The sequence below is a fragment of the Reyranella soli genome, assembly GCF_007992495.1.
GTDB classification, from domain to species: domain Bacteria; phylum Pseudomonadota; class Alphaproteobacteria; order Reyranellales; family Reyranellaceae; genus Reyranella; species Reyranella soli.
This window is the reverse complement of record NZ_BKAJ01000029.1, coordinates 1-12,767: the sequence shown is the minus strand read 5'-3', so window position 1 is coordinate 12,767 and position 12,767 is coordinate 1. Positions and strand designations below refer to the sequence as shown.

The 12,767-nt window shown below is 66.5% G+C and carries 16 protein-coding genes; 9 read left to right on the top strand and 7 right to left on the bottom strand.

Annotation, left to right across the window (positions count from 1 at the left end):
- Nucleotides 1–19 precede the first annotated feature (19 nt).
- Nucleotides 20–1,015, bottom strand: a complete 996-nt coding sequence (locus RSO01_RS07200; RefSeq protein WP_170302899.1) for a 2-hydroxyacid dehydrogenase — start codon at nt 1,013–1,015, stop codon at nt 20–22.
- Between the two features lie 138 nt (nt 1,016–1,153).
- Here RSO01_RS07200 and RSO01_RS07195 point away from each other — a divergent pair, with 138 nt between their 5' ends.
- The 6 genes from RSO01_RS07195 to RSO01_RS07170 all read left to right on the top strand — a co-directional run bounded on the left by RSO01_RS07195 (nt 1,154) and on the right by RSO01_RS07170 (nt 6,446).
- Complete coding sequence (locus RSO01_RS07195; RefSeq protein ID WP_147147653.1) at nt 1,154–2,308, top strand: Re/Si-specific NAD(P)(+) transhydrogenase subunit alpha; 1,155 nt, start codon at nt 1,154–1,156, stop codon at nt 2,306–2,308.
- Nucleotides 2,309–2,317: 9 nt separating this feature from the next.
- Nucleotides 2,318–2,743: an NAD(P) transhydrogenase subunit alpha part 2 gene (locus RSO01_RS07190; RefSeq protein ID WP_147147651.1), complete on the top strand. Its 426-nt coding sequence runs from the start codon at nt 2,318–2,320 to the stop codon at nt 2,741–2,743.
- A gap of 22 nt (nt 2,744–2,765) precedes the next feature.
- Nucleotides 2,766–4,172 carry an NAD(P)(+) transhydrogenase (Re/Si-specific) subunit beta gene (locus tag RSO01_RS07185; RefSeq protein ID WP_147147694.1) on the top strand — a complete coding sequence of 469 codons (1,407 nt, stop codon included), beginning with the start codon at nt 2,766–2,768 and terminating at the stop codon, nt 4,170–4,172.
- 133 nt (nt 4,173–4,305) lie between these two features.
- Nucleotides 4,306–5,307: a glutathione S-transferase N-terminal domain-containing protein gene (locus RSO01_RS07180; RefSeq protein WP_147147649.1), complete on the top strand. Its 1,002-nt coding sequence runs from the start codon at nt 4,306–4,308 to the stop codon at nt 5,305–5,307.
- Complete coding sequence (locus tag RSO01_RS07175; protein WP_147147646.1) at nt 5,308–5,754, top strand: GNAT family N-acetyltransferase; 447 nt, start codon at nt 5,308–5,310, stop codon at nt 5,752–5,754.
- 2 nt (nt 5,755–5,756) lie between these two features.
- Nucleotides 5,757–6,446, top strand: coding sequence for an HAD family hydrolase (locus RSO01_RS07170; RefSeq protein WP_147147644.1), 690 nt, complete (start codon nt 5,757–5,759; stop codon nt 6,444–6,446).
- 72 nt (nt 6,447–6,518) lie between these two features.
- Here the strand turns inward: RSO01_RS07170 and RSO01_RS07165 are convergent, their stop codons facing one another.
- Nucleotides 6,519–8,033 carry an amidohydrolase family protein gene (locus RSO01_RS07165; RefSeq protein ID WP_147147642.1) on the bottom strand — a complete coding sequence of 505 codons (1,515 nt, stop codon included), beginning with the start codon at nt 8,031–8,033 and terminating at the stop codon, nt 6,519–6,521.
- A 41-nt stretch (nt 8,034–8,074) separates the two neighbouring features.
- On the opposite strand from RSO01_RS07165, the gene RSO01_RS07160 reads away from it, so the two are divergent.
- Nucleotides 8,075–8,482 carry a GFA family protein gene (locus tag RSO01_RS07160; RefSeq protein ID WP_147147640.1) on the top strand — a complete coding sequence of 136 codons (408 nt, stop codon included), beginning with the start codon at nt 8,075–8,077 and terminating at the stop codon, nt 8,480–8,482.
- Between the two features lie 2 nt (nt 8,483–8,484).
- Here the strand turns inward: RSO01_RS07160 and RSO01_RS07155 are convergent, their stop codons facing one another.
- Both RSO01_RS07155 and rpsU read right to left on the bottom strand, forming a co-directional pair.
- Complete coding sequence (locus RSO01_RS07155; RefSeq protein WP_147147638.1) at nt 8,485–9,255, bottom strand: hypothetical protein; 771 nt, start codon at nt 9,253–9,255, stop codon at nt 8,485–8,487.
- An 85-nt stretch (nt 9,256–9,340) separates the two neighbouring features.
- On the bottom strand, nt 9,341–9,544 hold the full coding sequence (gene rpsU, locus RSO01_RS07150) for a 30S ribosomal protein S21 (protein ID WP_020696578.1): 204 nt from the start codon (nt 9,542–9,544) through the stop codon (nt 9,341–9,343).
- Between the two features lie 127 nt (nt 9,545–9,671).
- Between rpsU and RSO01_RS07145 the strand changes: the two genes are divergently transcribed.
- The gene (locus tag RSO01_RS07145; RefSeq protein ID WP_147147636.1) at nt 9,672–10,319 is read left to right on the top strand and encodes a COQ9 family protein; all 648 of its coding nucleotides are present in this window, start codon (nt 9,672–9,674) and stop codon (nt 10,317–10,319) included.
- On the opposite strand, the gene RSO01_RS07140 is transcribed toward RSO01_RS07145, so the two are convergent.
- Genes RSO01_RS07140 through RSO01_RS07130 form a run of 3 tightly spaced genes read right to left on the bottom strand, consistent with a single transcriptional unit; the run spans nt 10,297 to nt 12,133 of the window.
- Nucleotides 10,297–11,367: a 5-(carboxyamino)imidazole ribonucleotide synthase gene (locus tag RSO01_RS07140; RefSeq protein ID WP_147147634.1), complete on the bottom strand. Its 1,071-nt coding sequence runs from the start codon at nt 11,365–11,367 to the stop codon at nt 10,297–10,299. The two genes, RSO01_RS07145 and RSO01_RS07140, sit on opposite strands and share 23 nt — an antisense overlap.
- A 3-nt stretch (nt 11,368–11,370) precedes the next feature.
- A complete protein-coding gene (gene purE / locus RSO01_RS07135; protein ID WP_147147633.1) occupies nt 11,371–11,904 on the bottom strand; it encodes a 5-(carboxyamino)imidazole ribonucleotide mutase in 534 nt (177 codons plus the stop codon).
- A 7-nt stretch (nt 11,905–11,911) separates the two neighbouring features.
- On the bottom strand, nt 11,912–12,133 hold the full coding sequence (locus tag RSO01_RS07130; protein WP_147147631.1) for a YdcH family protein: 222 nt from the start codon (nt 12,131–12,133) through the stop codon (nt 11,912–11,914).
- 61 nt (nt 12,134–12,194) lie between these two features.
- Between RSO01_RS07130 and RSO01_RS07125 the strand changes: the two genes are divergently transcribed.
- Nucleotides 12,195–12,749, top strand: coding sequence for a TIGR02444 family protein (locus tag RSO01_RS07125; protein ID WP_147147629.1), 555 nt, complete (start codon nt 12,195–12,197; stop codon nt 12,747–12,749).
- Nucleotides 12,750–12,767: the final 18 nt, after the last annotated feature.

Sequence of the window (12,767 nt, the reverse complement as noted above, 5' to 3'; positions counted from 1 at the left end):
CTGGAGGTCCGCGCTCCAACTATCGAAGCCGACCGTCCGGAATGGCGGCCATGTCGCGCAGCTCGGGTACCGGAGAGATCACCGGCTTGCCGGCGAAGTGGGCATCGAGATTGCGGCGGACCAGTGAGGTCATGCGGCGCTGGGCATGCTCGGTGCCGCCGCCGAAATGCGGCGTCATCACCAGGTTGTCGAGGCCCAGCAGCTCCTGGCCCTCGTAGGGCTCCTCGTCAAAGACGTCGAGCGCCGCGCCCTCGATGACGTTGTGGCGCAAGGCGTCGGCGAGGGCCGCCTCGTCGACTGCCCAGCCGCGGCTGATGTTCAGGACATGACCGCGCGGCCCCAGCGCCTTAAGCACCTCGGCATTGATGATGTGCCGGTTGGAGGCGTCGGAGCGCAAGGCGACGATCAGGTAGTCGCACCAGGTCGCGAGCGCCATGACGTTGGGGAAATAGGCAAAGTCGACGTCGCTCCGCTTGCTGCGGTTGCAATAGCCGATCTCGACGTCGAAGCCTTTTATGCGCTTGACGAACTCCATGCCGATGGCGCCGAGACCCAGGATGCCGACCTTGCCGCCGGACAGGCCGGCGATGGGGCCGAAGCGGTTGGGGATGCGCTTGGTCCAGTCGCCGCGGCGGATCATCTTGTCGGCGCGCACGATGCGCCGCGTCGAGGCGAGCAGGATGCCGACCGCCATCTCGGCGACATCGGGCGCATTGGCGTCCGCCCCATGCGTTACCATGATGTTGCGCTTGCGCGCGGCGGCGAGATCCATCCGTTCATAGCCCGTGCCGTAGCAGCAGATCAGCGACAGCCGCGGCATCGCCGCCATCAGTGCATCGGAGGCGCCGACGCTTCCGGTGGTAACCAGCGCCTGGACATGCGGTTGGGCGGCGACCGGAACCAACGCTGGGTCGGGCCTGTCCATGTGACCCGCGATCTCGTAGCCCTCGGAGAGGGCTGCGAGCGCTGTCTTGGTGAAATGGAAGCCAGTGAGGATGACGGGACGTTGAGCCATGTTCCAGTATCCTGTGCCCTGCACGGTCCGTAAACGTGCGTCTACCACGCGGCGAAAATCCGCCTTGGCAAAGAAGCGGGCCCTGTGCAAGGTGCGCCGCGAAGTCCGCTTTCTGCGTCTCCAACCACCCGTTGCTCCATGAAAATCGCCATTCTCAAAGAACGCCGGCCACATGAGACCCGCGTGGCCGCGACTCCCGAGACCGTCAAGAAACTGAAAGCGCTGGGTGCGGAAGAGATTGTGATCGAGACGGGCGCTGGCGTTGCCGCGGCTTACACCGACGAGGCCTATGCCGAGGCCGGTGCAATGATCGTGCCGGATGCGGCATCCGCGGCCGCAGCGGCCGACATCGTTTTCAAGATCCAGCGGCCCATGCAGGCTGCCGACGGCATCGACGAGCTCGCCCTGCTGCGTCAGGGTCAGGTGTTGATGTCGCCTTTGGGCGCGCTCACCAATGCAGACTTGGTGTCGGCGCTGGCGGCGAAGGGCGTGACCGCGTTCGCCCTCGAATTGATTCCGCGCATCACCCGCGCGCAGTCGATGGACATTCTGAGCTCGCAGGCAAACCTCGCGGGCTACAAGGCGGTCCTCCTGGCGGCCAACCACTTCGGCCGCATTTTCCCGCAGATGATGACGCCGGGTGGCACGCTCGCGCCCTCGCGCGCCTTCATCATGGGCGTCGGCGTGGCAGGCCTCCAGGCGATCGCCACGGCGCGTCGGCTCGGCTCGATCGTGACGGCGACCGACGTGCGCCCGGCCACCAAGGAGCAGGTGCAGTCGCTCGGCGCCAAGTTCGTCGCCGTCGAGGACGACGAGTTCAAGGCGGCGGAGACGGCGGGCGGCTATGCCAAACAGATGAGCCCCGAATACCAGGCCAAGCAGGCCGCGCTGGTCGCCGATCACATCAAGACCCAGGACATCGTCATCACCACCGCGCTGATCCCCGGCCGCAAGGCGCCGGTGCTGGTGAGCGAGGACATGGTCAAGACCATGAAGCCCGGCTCGGTGATCGTCGACATGGCGGTCGAACAGGGCGGCAACTGCCCGTTGTCGGAATTCGGCAAGGTGGTCGAGAAGCACGGCGTGAAGATCGTCGGCCCGGCCAACCTGCCCAGTGAGCTTGCCACCGATGCCTCTGCGTTGTTCGCGCGCAACCTGCTCAACTTCATTACGCCGATGGTCGACAAGCAGACCAAGGCGCTCAAGATCGACACCAACGACGAGGTCGTGAAGGGCACGCTGGTGATCCAGAACGGCCAGGTCGTGCACCCGTCGCTCACCTCGCAGACCTAGGAACGCCCGATGGACGACAGAATCGCCGGCGAAGCCGCCAAGCTCGCGACCCAGGCGGAGGAGCTCGCCACCAGCCTCAAGGGCGTGGCCCAGCAGATCATCGATGCCGCGGCCCAGGGCCCGGTGGCTGCGCTGCCCGACGGCCACATGCCGTTCGTCTCGCTGCTCACCATCTTCGCCCTCGCCTGCTTCGTCGGTTACTACGTTGTGTGGCGGGTGACGCCGGCGCTGCATTCGCCGCTGATGGCCGTCACCAACGCCGTCTCGTCGGTGATCATCGTCGGCGCGCTGCTGGCGGCGGGCCTGAAGGGGCTGGGCGCCGCGCAGCTGTTCGGCGGCATCGCCGTCGTGCTGGCCGCGGTCAACATCTTCGGCGGCTTCATCGTCACGCATCGCATGCTGTCGATGTTCAAGAAGAAGCCGGTCAAGAAGTAGGCGGGCGGGAGAATATAAGGTGATCACCCACGAAATCGCCGCCTACGGCTACTTGATCTCGGCCATCTGCTTCATCATGGCGCTCAGGGGCCTGAGCTCGCCCGTGACCTCGCGTGGCGGCAACCTCTACGGCATCGTCGGCATGGTGATCGCAATCGGCGTCACCGTCGCTTCGCCGGGCGTGGTCGCGCCCTGGCTGATCATCGGTGGCCTGGTCATCGGCGGCGCGATCGGCGCGGTGGTCGCCATGCGCATCCAGATGACGGCCCTGCCGCAGCTGGTGGCCGCCTTCCACTCGCTGGTCGGCCTCGCCGCGGTGTTCGTCGCGGCAGCGGCTTTCATCTCGCCTGACGCCTTTGGCATCGGCACGCCGGGCAAGATCAAGATGCACAGCCTGATCGAGATGGGACTGGGCACGGTGATCGGCGCCATCACCTTCACGGGCTCCGTCGTGGCCTTCGCCAAGCTGCAGGGCCTGGTCACGGGCTCGCCCCTGGTGTTCCGCGGCCAGCATCCGCTCAATGCGCTGCTCGGCATCATCCTGGTGGTGCTGCTGGTGTGGTTCGCCCTGCGCGGCCATCCCGTCACCTTCGTCCTGCTGATTGTGCTGTCGCTCCTGATCGGCTTCCTGCTGATCCTGCCGATCGGCGGCGCCGACATGCCGGTCGTGGTGTCGATGCTGAACTCCTATTCGGGATGGGCGGCGGCCGGCATCGGTTTCACCTTGGGCAACACGGCGCTGATCGTCACCGGCGCGCTGGTCGGCTCCTCGGGCGCGATCCTGAGCTACATCATGTGCAAGGGCATGAACCGCTCGATCTTCAACGTGATCCTGGGCGGCTTCGGCACCGACACGTCGGCGGCCGGCCCGGCGCACGCCAAGACCGACAAGCCGGTCAAGGCGGGTTCGGCCGAGGACGCGGCCTTCCTGATGAAAAATGCCCAGTCGGTGATCATCGTGCCGGGCTACGGCATGGCGGTCGCCCAGGCCCAGCACGCGCTACGCGAGATGGCCGACCTCCTGAAGAAGGACGGCGTGCAGGTGCGCTACGCCATCCATCCCGTCGCGGGCCGCATGCCCGGCCACATGAACGTGCTGCTGGCCGAGGCCAACGTGCCCTACGACGAGGTCTTCGAGCTCGACGACATCAACCGCGACTTCGCCTCGACCGACGTGGCCTTCGTGATTGGCGCCAATGACGTCACCAACCCTGCGGCCAAGACCGATCCGCAGAGCCCGATCTACGGCATGCCCATCCTCGACGTCGAGAAGGCGCAGACCGTGCTGTTCGTGAAGCGCGGCATGGCCTCGGGCTATGCCGGCGTCGACAATGAGCTGTTCTTTCGCGACAACACCATGATGCTGTTCGCCGACGCCAAGGCGATGTGCGAGAACATCGTCAAGGCGCTGGAGGGATCGGCGCACTGACAGGGATGCCGTTCATGCTCTTCCGGACCTGCCTGCGCGAAGCCGAAGCGGTTTCGCGCAGGCGAAGGCAGGCCGCGAGCCTCCGGCTCGCTGTTGAGCTTGAGCGAGCCGGAGGCTCGCGGTCCAGAAGACAATGACCACTCCTTACATCCTGCACGGCTTCAATCCGTCGCCGTATTCCGTGAAGATGCGGGCGATCCTGCGCTATCGGCGCATTCCGTTCGTGTGGGACGCCATCGGCAATCCGCGCGACGTGGCGGTGGCGGCGAACCTGCCGCCGGTGATCCCGATCCTGCGCTTTCCCGACGGCCGGCTGATGAACGATTCGACGCCGCTCGCCTATGCGCTCGAGCGTGAGCATCGCGAGCGCTCGATCATCCCCGACGATCCCGTCCACGCCTATCTCAGCGACCTGCTGGAAGACTTCGGCGACGAATGGGTCACCAAGATGATGTTCCATTACCGCTGGTACTATGCGGCGGACCGTTCTTTCGCGCAGACCTGGATCATAACCTCGCGCGATCCCGTGATGGCCGACGCCGAGCGCCGGGCCGGCATGCAGGCTTTCAATGACCGCCAGGTCGGGCGTATGGCGCTGGTCGGGTGCACCGAGCAGAACCGGCCGGTGATCGAGGAGAGTTACCGCTTCGTGCTCGACACGCTCGACCGCCACGTGCGCACCATTCCCTACCTGTTCGGCTCGCGCCCGTCGCTGGCCGATTTCGGCCTGTTCGGCCAGCTGCAGATCCTGTCAGTCGACCCAACGCCGATGGCCGAGATGCGCGAGCGCGCGGCCGACGTCTATTGCTGGCTGCTGCGGCTCGACGATGCCTCGGGCGTCGACGGCGAGTGGATCGACGCGAAAGCTCCGTTGCCCGAGACGCTGACGGCCTTGCTGCGCCATTGCGGCGAGACCTACCTGCCGTTCCTCGCCGCCAACACGCGGGCCCTGCAGGAGGGAAGGGACGAGGTTCTGCTCGACATCATGAGCCGCCCCTACGCCCAGGCGCCGTTTCGCTACCAGGGCAAGTGTCACGACGCCTTGCGCAAGAAGCTCGCGGCGTTGCCGGGCGACGTGCGGCGTCGGCTCGATCCGGTGCTCGAACAGACAGGCTGTCTCCGCTACCTTGCCTGAATGGGCGTCTCCATAGCTCGGGAGGAGGACCCGGCAGCCTGCCGCCGGCTGCTGGAAGCGCTGACCGCGCGCCTGCCGGAATGGTTCGCACAGCCCGATTCCAATCGGCACTACGCCGAGCAGGCGGAAGTCCTGGAAGGCTGGACCGCCCCCGTCGAGGGAAGTGCACGCGCCTTGCTGCTGCTCAAGACGCACAGCGCCGTCAGCGCGGAGATCTACTGGCTGGCCGTCGATCCCGATCACCACCGTCGCGGAATTGGACAAGCGCTGATCGCTGCGGTCGAAGATCGGCTGAAGCAGGACAGGCTGAAATATCTCTTCGTTGCGACGCTGCATCCGGATGACCCGTATGAGCCATACCGGCGTACGCGCGCCTTCTACGAGCGGCTTGGCTTCGAGTGCGTGCTGTCGCGTGAGCCGCTCGCCTACTATCTGAAGCCCCTGTAGCGATGCCGTATCGCGCCATCCTCTTCGATGTCGGCGGACCACTCGACATGGAGTTCGCCTGGGAGATCGCGGTCGACGGCGCCATCGCCTCGGCCTGCGGGCTGGAAGGCATCCGCGTTGACCAGGCGATGATCGACGAGGCGTCGGAAGCGGCAGTCGCCGCCTTCGCGCCCGATGCCTATGGGCACATGATCGAGACGCTGTGCGGCGGCGATCCGCGGACGATCGATCGGGTCCGCCAACGCATGCGTGCCATGGTCGGCAATCTCGACGTCTTCCAGTTGCGGCCCGACATCGACCGCCTGCTGCGTCGGCTCAGCGATCGTGGCCTGAAGCTCGGCATCGTCGCCAGCCAGCCGCAGGCCGCGCGCGAGCGCCTGGCGCGCGCCGGCATCGGCGATCTCTTCGCGTATCAGGGCCTGAGCGGGCTAACCGGCTTCAGCAAGCCCGACCCGCGCGCCTTCCAGGCGGCGGCCGAGGCGCTGGGCGTCGTGCCGGTCGACTGCATCATGGTCGGCGACCGCATCGACAACGACGTCGCACCCGCCAAGGCGCTGGGCATGGCGACCATCCTGCTGCGCGGCGGCCGGCATCGCCGGCAACGGCCGCGCTATTCGGCGGAAGAGCCCGACGCCGTCGTCACCGACGTGCTGGAGCTGGAAGCAGCGATCAATTCTCTTCTGTCATCCTGAGCGCAGCGAAGGATCTCATGCCCGTCGCAAGCGGCGATGAGGTCCTTTGCTGCGCTCAGGACGACATGAAGTTCAGTGATGGTGATGGCTGGCGCCGAAGCGATGGATGTGTAGCGGCGCCTTGGCCAGGCCAGGGCAGAACGTGCCGACGACCTTTTCGAGACGATCGTAGAGCTTCTTCGCCGGCGCGGTGATCTTCTCGCGCCGGACGCGTGACTCTTCGGCCTTGGTCGCGAGCCTGGCGAGGTCGACGGTTAGAAGCTTGCGGTTCTCGACCACCATGCGGCCGCCGATCATGACCGAATGCACGGCTGTGCCATCCTCGGTGTGCACCAGGGCGTTCACCGGGTCGTTGGTCGGGATCCAGTTGATGTGGTGCAGGTCGAGGAAGACGATGTCGGCCTTGTAGCCGGGCGCGATGCGGCCGATCTGCTTGCCGAGGCCGAGCGCGCGGGCGCTGCCTTCGGTGGCGGCGCGCAACGCCTCCTCGGTGGTGACCCAGCGCTCGACATCGGGTCCCTGGACCTTGGACGCGAAGGAGGCGAGCCGCATCGCCTCATACATGTTCTGATTGTCCGAGCAGCTCGCGCCATCGGTGCCGATGCCGACATTGACATCGGCCGACAGCATGCCGCGCATATCGGCAAGCCCGTTGCCGAGCCGCATGTTGGAGCCGGGATTGTGCGCCACCGAGGCGCCGCGGTCGCCCAGCCGCTTCATGTCCTCATCATCGAGCCACACGCCGTGCGCCACGGTGAAGCGCTCGTTGATCAGCCCGAGCCCGTCCATATGGGCAGCGAGCGAGGTGCCGTAGCGCTTGTAGCCGGCCACGACCTGGACCTTCGATTCGGCGACGTGGCTGTGGATGCCGACCTCGTACTCGCGCGCGAGGTTGCGGCAGGCGATCAGGAAGTCGTCGCTGCAGTGGTGCGGGATGGTCGGCGCCACGGCGAGCGCGACTTTCTCGAACGGCCACTTCTGCAGCGCCTTGTCGATCTGCCTGGTGATGGCCTTCCACGGCGCGTAGCGGAAGCTCTCGACCTCCTTCTGCAGCGCCGGCGACAGGCGCTCCATCAGACCGGGAATCGCCTCGAAGAAGGTGATGTCGGCCACCATGGGCGCCAGCACGGCGCGCATGCCGACCTCCTCGTAGGCCTTGGCCATGGCCGAGAGACCGTCGACCGAGGGCATCGGGAACTCGGCCGCGAGATCGTAGGCCGCGGTGCAGCCCTTCAGCACCATCTCGGCCGCGCCGATCATGGCCGACAGGTGCTTGTCCTCGAGCGTGCGGCCCCCACCGGTCCATTGGCTGGCGGTCAGCAGCAGCTCGAGCGACCACAGATCGCCCATGCCCTTGCCGAGATTGCCGGGACTGTGGGTATGGGCGTTGATCAAGCCGGGATGCATCAGCCTGTTCTTGGCATCGACCACCGCGGCGCCAGCCGGTGCCGCGAGGCCGGGCCGGCGGATCTCGGCGATGGTGTCGCCCTTGATCAGGATGTCGGCAGGGGCGGCCTTGCGCTTGGCGATGTCCAAAAGCTTGCCGCCGCGGACGATGGTGTAGGGGTGCTTGGGTTTGCGGGCCATGGCCGGTAGTCTCGCAAACAAAGTGCCAGAGGAGAAATGCCATGAAGGTCGAAGGCGGATGCTATTGCGGCAAGGTCCGGTACGTGGCCGAGGGCGAGCCGATGCGAAAGGGCCAGTGCCATTGCCGCGAATGCCAGTTCATCACCGGCGGCGCGCCCAACATGTTCCTCGTCATGCCGAGCGCAGGCTTCGCCTACACCAAGGGCGCGCCCAAGCAGTTCACGCGCGGCGACCTGGAGAATCCGGTGACGCGGGAGTTCTGCCCCGACTGCGGCACCCACATGGCGACGCGGCCGCCGGGCCGTCCGGTCATCGTCGTGAAGGTGGGAACGCTCGACGATCCCAAGCTCTACGGCGGCCCGCAGATGGCGATCTTCACCATCGACAAGCAGCCGTTCCACCAGATCCCTGACGGGTTGCCCAGCTTCGAGCGCATGCCCCAGCGCTGACGTCAGCGATGTCGGTCGAGAAGCCCGTACAACTTTGCAGACATGGATTCCCATTCTGCGAGCGACACGAACCGAAGGCGCTCGACCTTTTCATCGTAGCACCACCAGCCGGCCGCTAGGGCCTGTAGTTCGCACAGTCGGCTGTAATACGCCTCGGTGATGATGGCGTGGGTGTCAGCAAATGGCATGGGATCGCGCCTTCCGCGAGCGAGCCATTCGTAAAACCAGCGTTCCTTGCCGAAGACCCAGCCAAAGGCGTCACCGGCACTGTCGTTGTCGAACACCTCCTGCATGCGCTGAAGCAGCTCGAGCGGCGGATTTCGCGCCACCACGGCGGTCCAGGTGGCATTCCAGTCCCGCCATTCTGCGGCCAGAGGTCCGGGAAGGTCTGAATGAGGCACGTGGACAGAGGGCGCCCGATGCCGTCGCGGGGTGATCCAGAGCCGTGTGCGGCCGGGAGAAGGAGGCAGGCCCCACGTTTTCCTGGCCAGGCGCATGAACTTCTGCCGAGCTTCGATTTCGTGTGGCACCGCTTCGAACATGTCGATAAGCGCTCTTCCGAGACAATTCTGAAAGGTGGCCTCTTCGAGAATCGCATCGAGCTGGTCCTGCGACGCGCCCAGCCTCGTCCTAAGCCTGTCGATCGTCTCGGCGTGGGTGCCGCCGGCGTCCTCGCCGAGATCCACGAGCCAGCGGCGGGCGGCGTCGTCGACGCGGAAGAACTCGTTGACCGGCGGGTCGGTGATGTAGCGAGGAACGGGGAATTCCGGCATGGCGGCACTCTTGGCTGGGCCTTCCGGGCAAACAAAAACCCCCGGACAAGCCGGGGGTTCGGATTCGCTGACGGAGAGATGAGGACTAGTAGCCCTCGCGCTCCATGCGCTTGCGCATCAGCTTGCGGGTCCGGCGAATGGCCTCGGCGCGCTCGCGGGCGCGGCGCTCTGAGGGCTTCTCGTAGTTGCGGCGGAGCTTCATCTCTCTGAAGATCCCCTCGCGCTGCATCTTCTTCTTCAGGACGCGCAGCGCCTGATCGACGTTGTTTTCACGAACGAGAACCTGCACTTCGATCGCTTCCTTCCAATGCATAGTGGGGCGCCCCGGAAACGGCTCCGGGGGCAATTTCGAGGCGGCGGTGGTATCACAGGGAAAGACCCTTGGGAAGCCCGGGGAACCCCCTATATTTCCCACCATGAGCCCTGAAAATACCCCAAATCCAGCCGATCCCGACACCGAAATGCGCGACCGGCTGGCCGACGCCATGGTTTCCGAGGCCGCCTTCGAGGGCTGGAGCCGGGCTGCCCTGCAGGCCGTATCCCGCCAGCTCGAGCTGCCGGCCGGGGAGGGCGACCGGCTGTTCCCGGACGGGGCCATCGGGGTGCTCACCTATGCCAGCGAGCGCGCCGACCAGCGCACGGTCGAGGACATGGAGAAGGAGGGCGTTGCCAACCTCAAGATCCGCGACCGCATCAAGAGCGCGGTCCGCATCCGGCTCGAACGCCACGCCGGCAACCGCGAGGGCGCGCGCCGGGCTTTGGCGCTGTTGTCGCTGCCGTTCAACGCGCCGCTGGCGATGCGGCTCCTGTACCGCACGGTCGATGCCATGTGGTACGCCGCGGGCGACACCAGCACCGATTTCAACTTCTACACCAAGCGGGCCACCCTGGCCGGCGTCTATTCCTCGACCTTGCTCTACTGGCTGAACGACCGCTCGCCGGGCAGCGAGGCGACCTGGGGCTTCCTCGACCGGCGCATCGACGACGTCATGAAGATCGAGAAGCTGAAGAGCCAGGTGAAGTCCTGGACCGGCGGCTCGGTCAGGACCGCTTCAAGAAGGTGACGTGCCCCATCTTGCGGCCGGGCCGCGCCGAGGCCTTGCCATAGAGATGCAGCCGCGCCGTCGGATCGGCGAGATAGCGCAGCCAGTCGTCGGCCTCGTTGCCAATAAGGTTCTCCATGCGCGACGGCATCAGCACGTCGACCGGCCCCAGCGGCAGGCCGCAGATCGCGCGCACCAGCTGCTCGAACTGGCTGGTGGCGCAGGCGTCGATCGTCCAGTGGCCTGAATTGTGCGGCCGCGGCGCGAACTCATTGGCCAGCACGCGGCCGTCCCGGGTGACGAACATTTCCAGCGCCACCAGCCCCACGAGATCGAGGCCCCGCGCCAGCTCGGCGCCGTAGCGCTCGATGGTGGCCAGCGTCGCCGGCGCCAGGCCCGACGGCACGGTCGTGGTGCGTAGAATGCCGTCGCGATGGTCGTTCAGGCCGATGGGGAAGCAGCGCGTCTCACCGTCGAGGCCGCGCGCCACGATGGCCGAAGTCTCGCAGGCGAAATCGACCAGCGCTTCGAGGATGCACTCGCGGCGGCCGAGCTTCTGCCAGGCGGCCGCGAGACCCGCGCGGTCGGCGACCCGAACCTGGCCCTTGCCGTCATAGCCCTCGGTGCAGGTCTTCAAGATGCCGGGCAGCGCGGTGGCGGCGGCGATGTCGGCCTCGTCGCGGATCGCCTGATACGAGGCGGTGTCGATGCCGAGAGTGCGGAAGAACTCCTTCTCGCGCAGCCGGTGCTGGGCGACGTGGATCGGCTTGACGCCCGGCCGCACCGGCTTGTGGCGCTGGCATTCGGCGACCGTCGTCTCCGGCACATTCTCGAATTCGTAGGTGATGACGTCGACCTGGTTGGCGAAGCGCGCCAGGGCGTTCGTGTCGTCATACGCGCCCTGGACATGCCCGGCGGCGACGTCACCACCGATCGAGTGCTCCTCCGGGGCATAGACCACGCAGCGATAGCCCAGCCGCGCGGCGGCGAGCGCCGTCATGCGGCCCAACTGGCCGCCGCCCAGGATGCCGATGGTCGAACCCGGGGGCAGGGACTTGGGGGAACTCATTTCCTAGCGATGAGGCGTCGCGACCTCGTCCGACGGCGCCTTGGCAACGGCATCCGTCTGGCGAGCCCGCCATCTTTCCAGTGCCGCCATGATCTTGACATCGCCAAGACCGACGATGCTGGCAGCCAGAAGCCCCGCATTCACCGCGCCGGCGCGTCCAATGGCGAGCGTGCCGACAGGAATGCCGGCGGGCATCTGGACGATGGAAAGAAGACTGTCCTGACCTTTCAGGGCGGCGCTTTCGACCGGCACGCCCAGCACCGGCAGGGGAGTCATGGACGCGGTCATGCCTGGTAGATGGGCAGCGCCGCCGGCGCCGGCGATGATCACCTTCAGGCCGCGGCCCCTGGCGGCGGCAGCGTAGCTCATCATGCGCTTGGGCGTGCGATGGGCGGAGATGATGCGAGCCTCGAACGGCACCCCCAGCGCTTCGAGGGTCTCGGCGGCATGGCGCATGGTCGCCCAGTCGGACTGGCTGCCCATGATCAGGCCGACCGCCGGTTTGCGGGCGGTTCGTTTGGCGGTGGATTTGGCCATTCTCGTCTCAGGCGATGATATCGGGAATCAATTGGCTTTCCAGCCTGAGGATCTGGTCCTTGAGGCCAAGCTTGCGTTTCTTCAGCCGCTGCAGCTGGAGCTGGTCGAACGGCGGCTTCTCGACCAGGCGATCGATCACCTCGTCGAGGTCGCGGTGCTCGCTCTTCAAGGCCTCAAGCTTGGCCTTGAGGGTTTCGGCGTCCTGCGGCTCCGACGGAGGGTTGCTCATGCTCTAGCCACCTTGCCCTGCGCCGTGTACCCCTTCGCCCGGCCAAAGGGAAGCACCGAAGGTGTCGGATTTTCTGCCCCATCCGTTCTGGAATTTCTCGCTCGAGCTCTATGCCGGCGAGGGCGTTGCCGAGGCCTGCCTCGACCTGCAGGAGAGGCGCGGCTGCGACGTGAACATATTGCTGTTCTGTTGCTGGCTCGGCGCCTCGGGCCGGCCGACGCTGACGGCCGACCGCCTGCGCGCCATCCTGAAGGCGAGCGATGCGTGGCAGGCCGAGATCGTGCGACCCTTGCGCGCGGTGCGGCGGCTGTTGAAGGATCGGCCGTGGCCCGAAGCAATGCCCGAGACCGTCGATGCCGTGCGCCGGCGCGTCGCCGATGCCGAGCTCGCGGCCGAGCATGCCGAGCAGATCAAGCTCGCGAGCCTGCACTCGCCGCCGGCCGACCGCGACCGCCCGGTCGAGAAGCGCCTGCGCGCGGCAGTGGGCAATCTCGGCGTCTACGCCGTCTGTCTGGGCGTCACGCCCGACGCCAAGGACCGCGCCGCCGTGGTGTCGCTGATGAAGGGCACGTTCCCGATGCTGACGGCGGACGAGATCGTGCGCGTGGTCGGCTGACTCATGTTCGGACCGGAG

Coding starts and splice junctions, on each gene's coding strand:
- RSO01_RS07130 (WP_147147631.1), bottom strand. CDS start 12,133: ATGAGCAACCCTCCGTCGGAGCCGCAGGACGCCGAAACCCTCAAGGCC.
- RSO01_RS07200 (WP_170302899.1), bottom strand. CDS start 1,015: ATGGCTCAACGTCCCGTCATCCTCACTGGCTTCCATTTCACCAAGACA.
- RSO01_RS07175 (WP_147147646.1), top strand. CDS start 5,308: ATGGGCGTCTCCATAGCTCGGGAGGAGGACCCGGCAGCCTGCCGCCGG.
- RSO01_RS07140 (WP_147147634.1), bottom strand. CDS start 11,367: ATGAGTTCCCCCAAGTCCCTGCCCCCGGGTTCGACCATCGGCATCCTG.
- purE (WP_147147633.1), bottom strand. CDS start 11,904: ATGGCCAAATCCACCGCCAAACGAACCGCCCGCAAACCGGCGGTCGGC.
- RSO01_RS07165 (WP_147147642.1), bottom strand. CDS start 8,033: ATGGCCCGCAAACCCAAGCACCCCTACACCATCGTCCGCGGCGGCAAG.
- RSO01_RS07195 (WP_147147653.1), top strand. CDS start 1,154: ATGAAAATCGCCATTCTCAAAGAACGCCGGCCACATGAGACCCGCGTG.
- RSO01_RS07160 (WP_147147640.1), top strand. CDS start 8,075: ATGAAGGTCGAAGGCGGATGCTATTGCGGCAAGGTCCGGTACGTGGCC.
- RSO01_RS07155 (WP_147147638.1), bottom strand. CDS start 9,255: ATGCCGGAATTCCCCGTTCCTCGCTACATCACCGACCCGCCGGTCAAC.
- RSO01_RS07145 (WP_147147636.1), top strand. CDS start 9,672: ATGAGCCCTGAAAATACCCCAAATCCAGCCGATCCCGACACCGAAATG.
- RSO01_RS07190 (WP_147147651.1), top strand. CDS start 2,318: ATGGACGACAGAATCGCCGGCGAAGCCGCCAAGCTCGCGACCCAGGCG.
- RSO01_RS07170 (WP_147147644.1), top strand. CDS start 5,757: ATGCCGTATCGCGCCATCCTCTTCGATGTCGGCGGACCACTCGACATG.
- RSO01_RS07180 (WP_147147649.1), top strand. CDS start 4,306: ATGACCACTCCTTACATCCTGCACGGCTTCAATCCGTCGCCGTATTCC.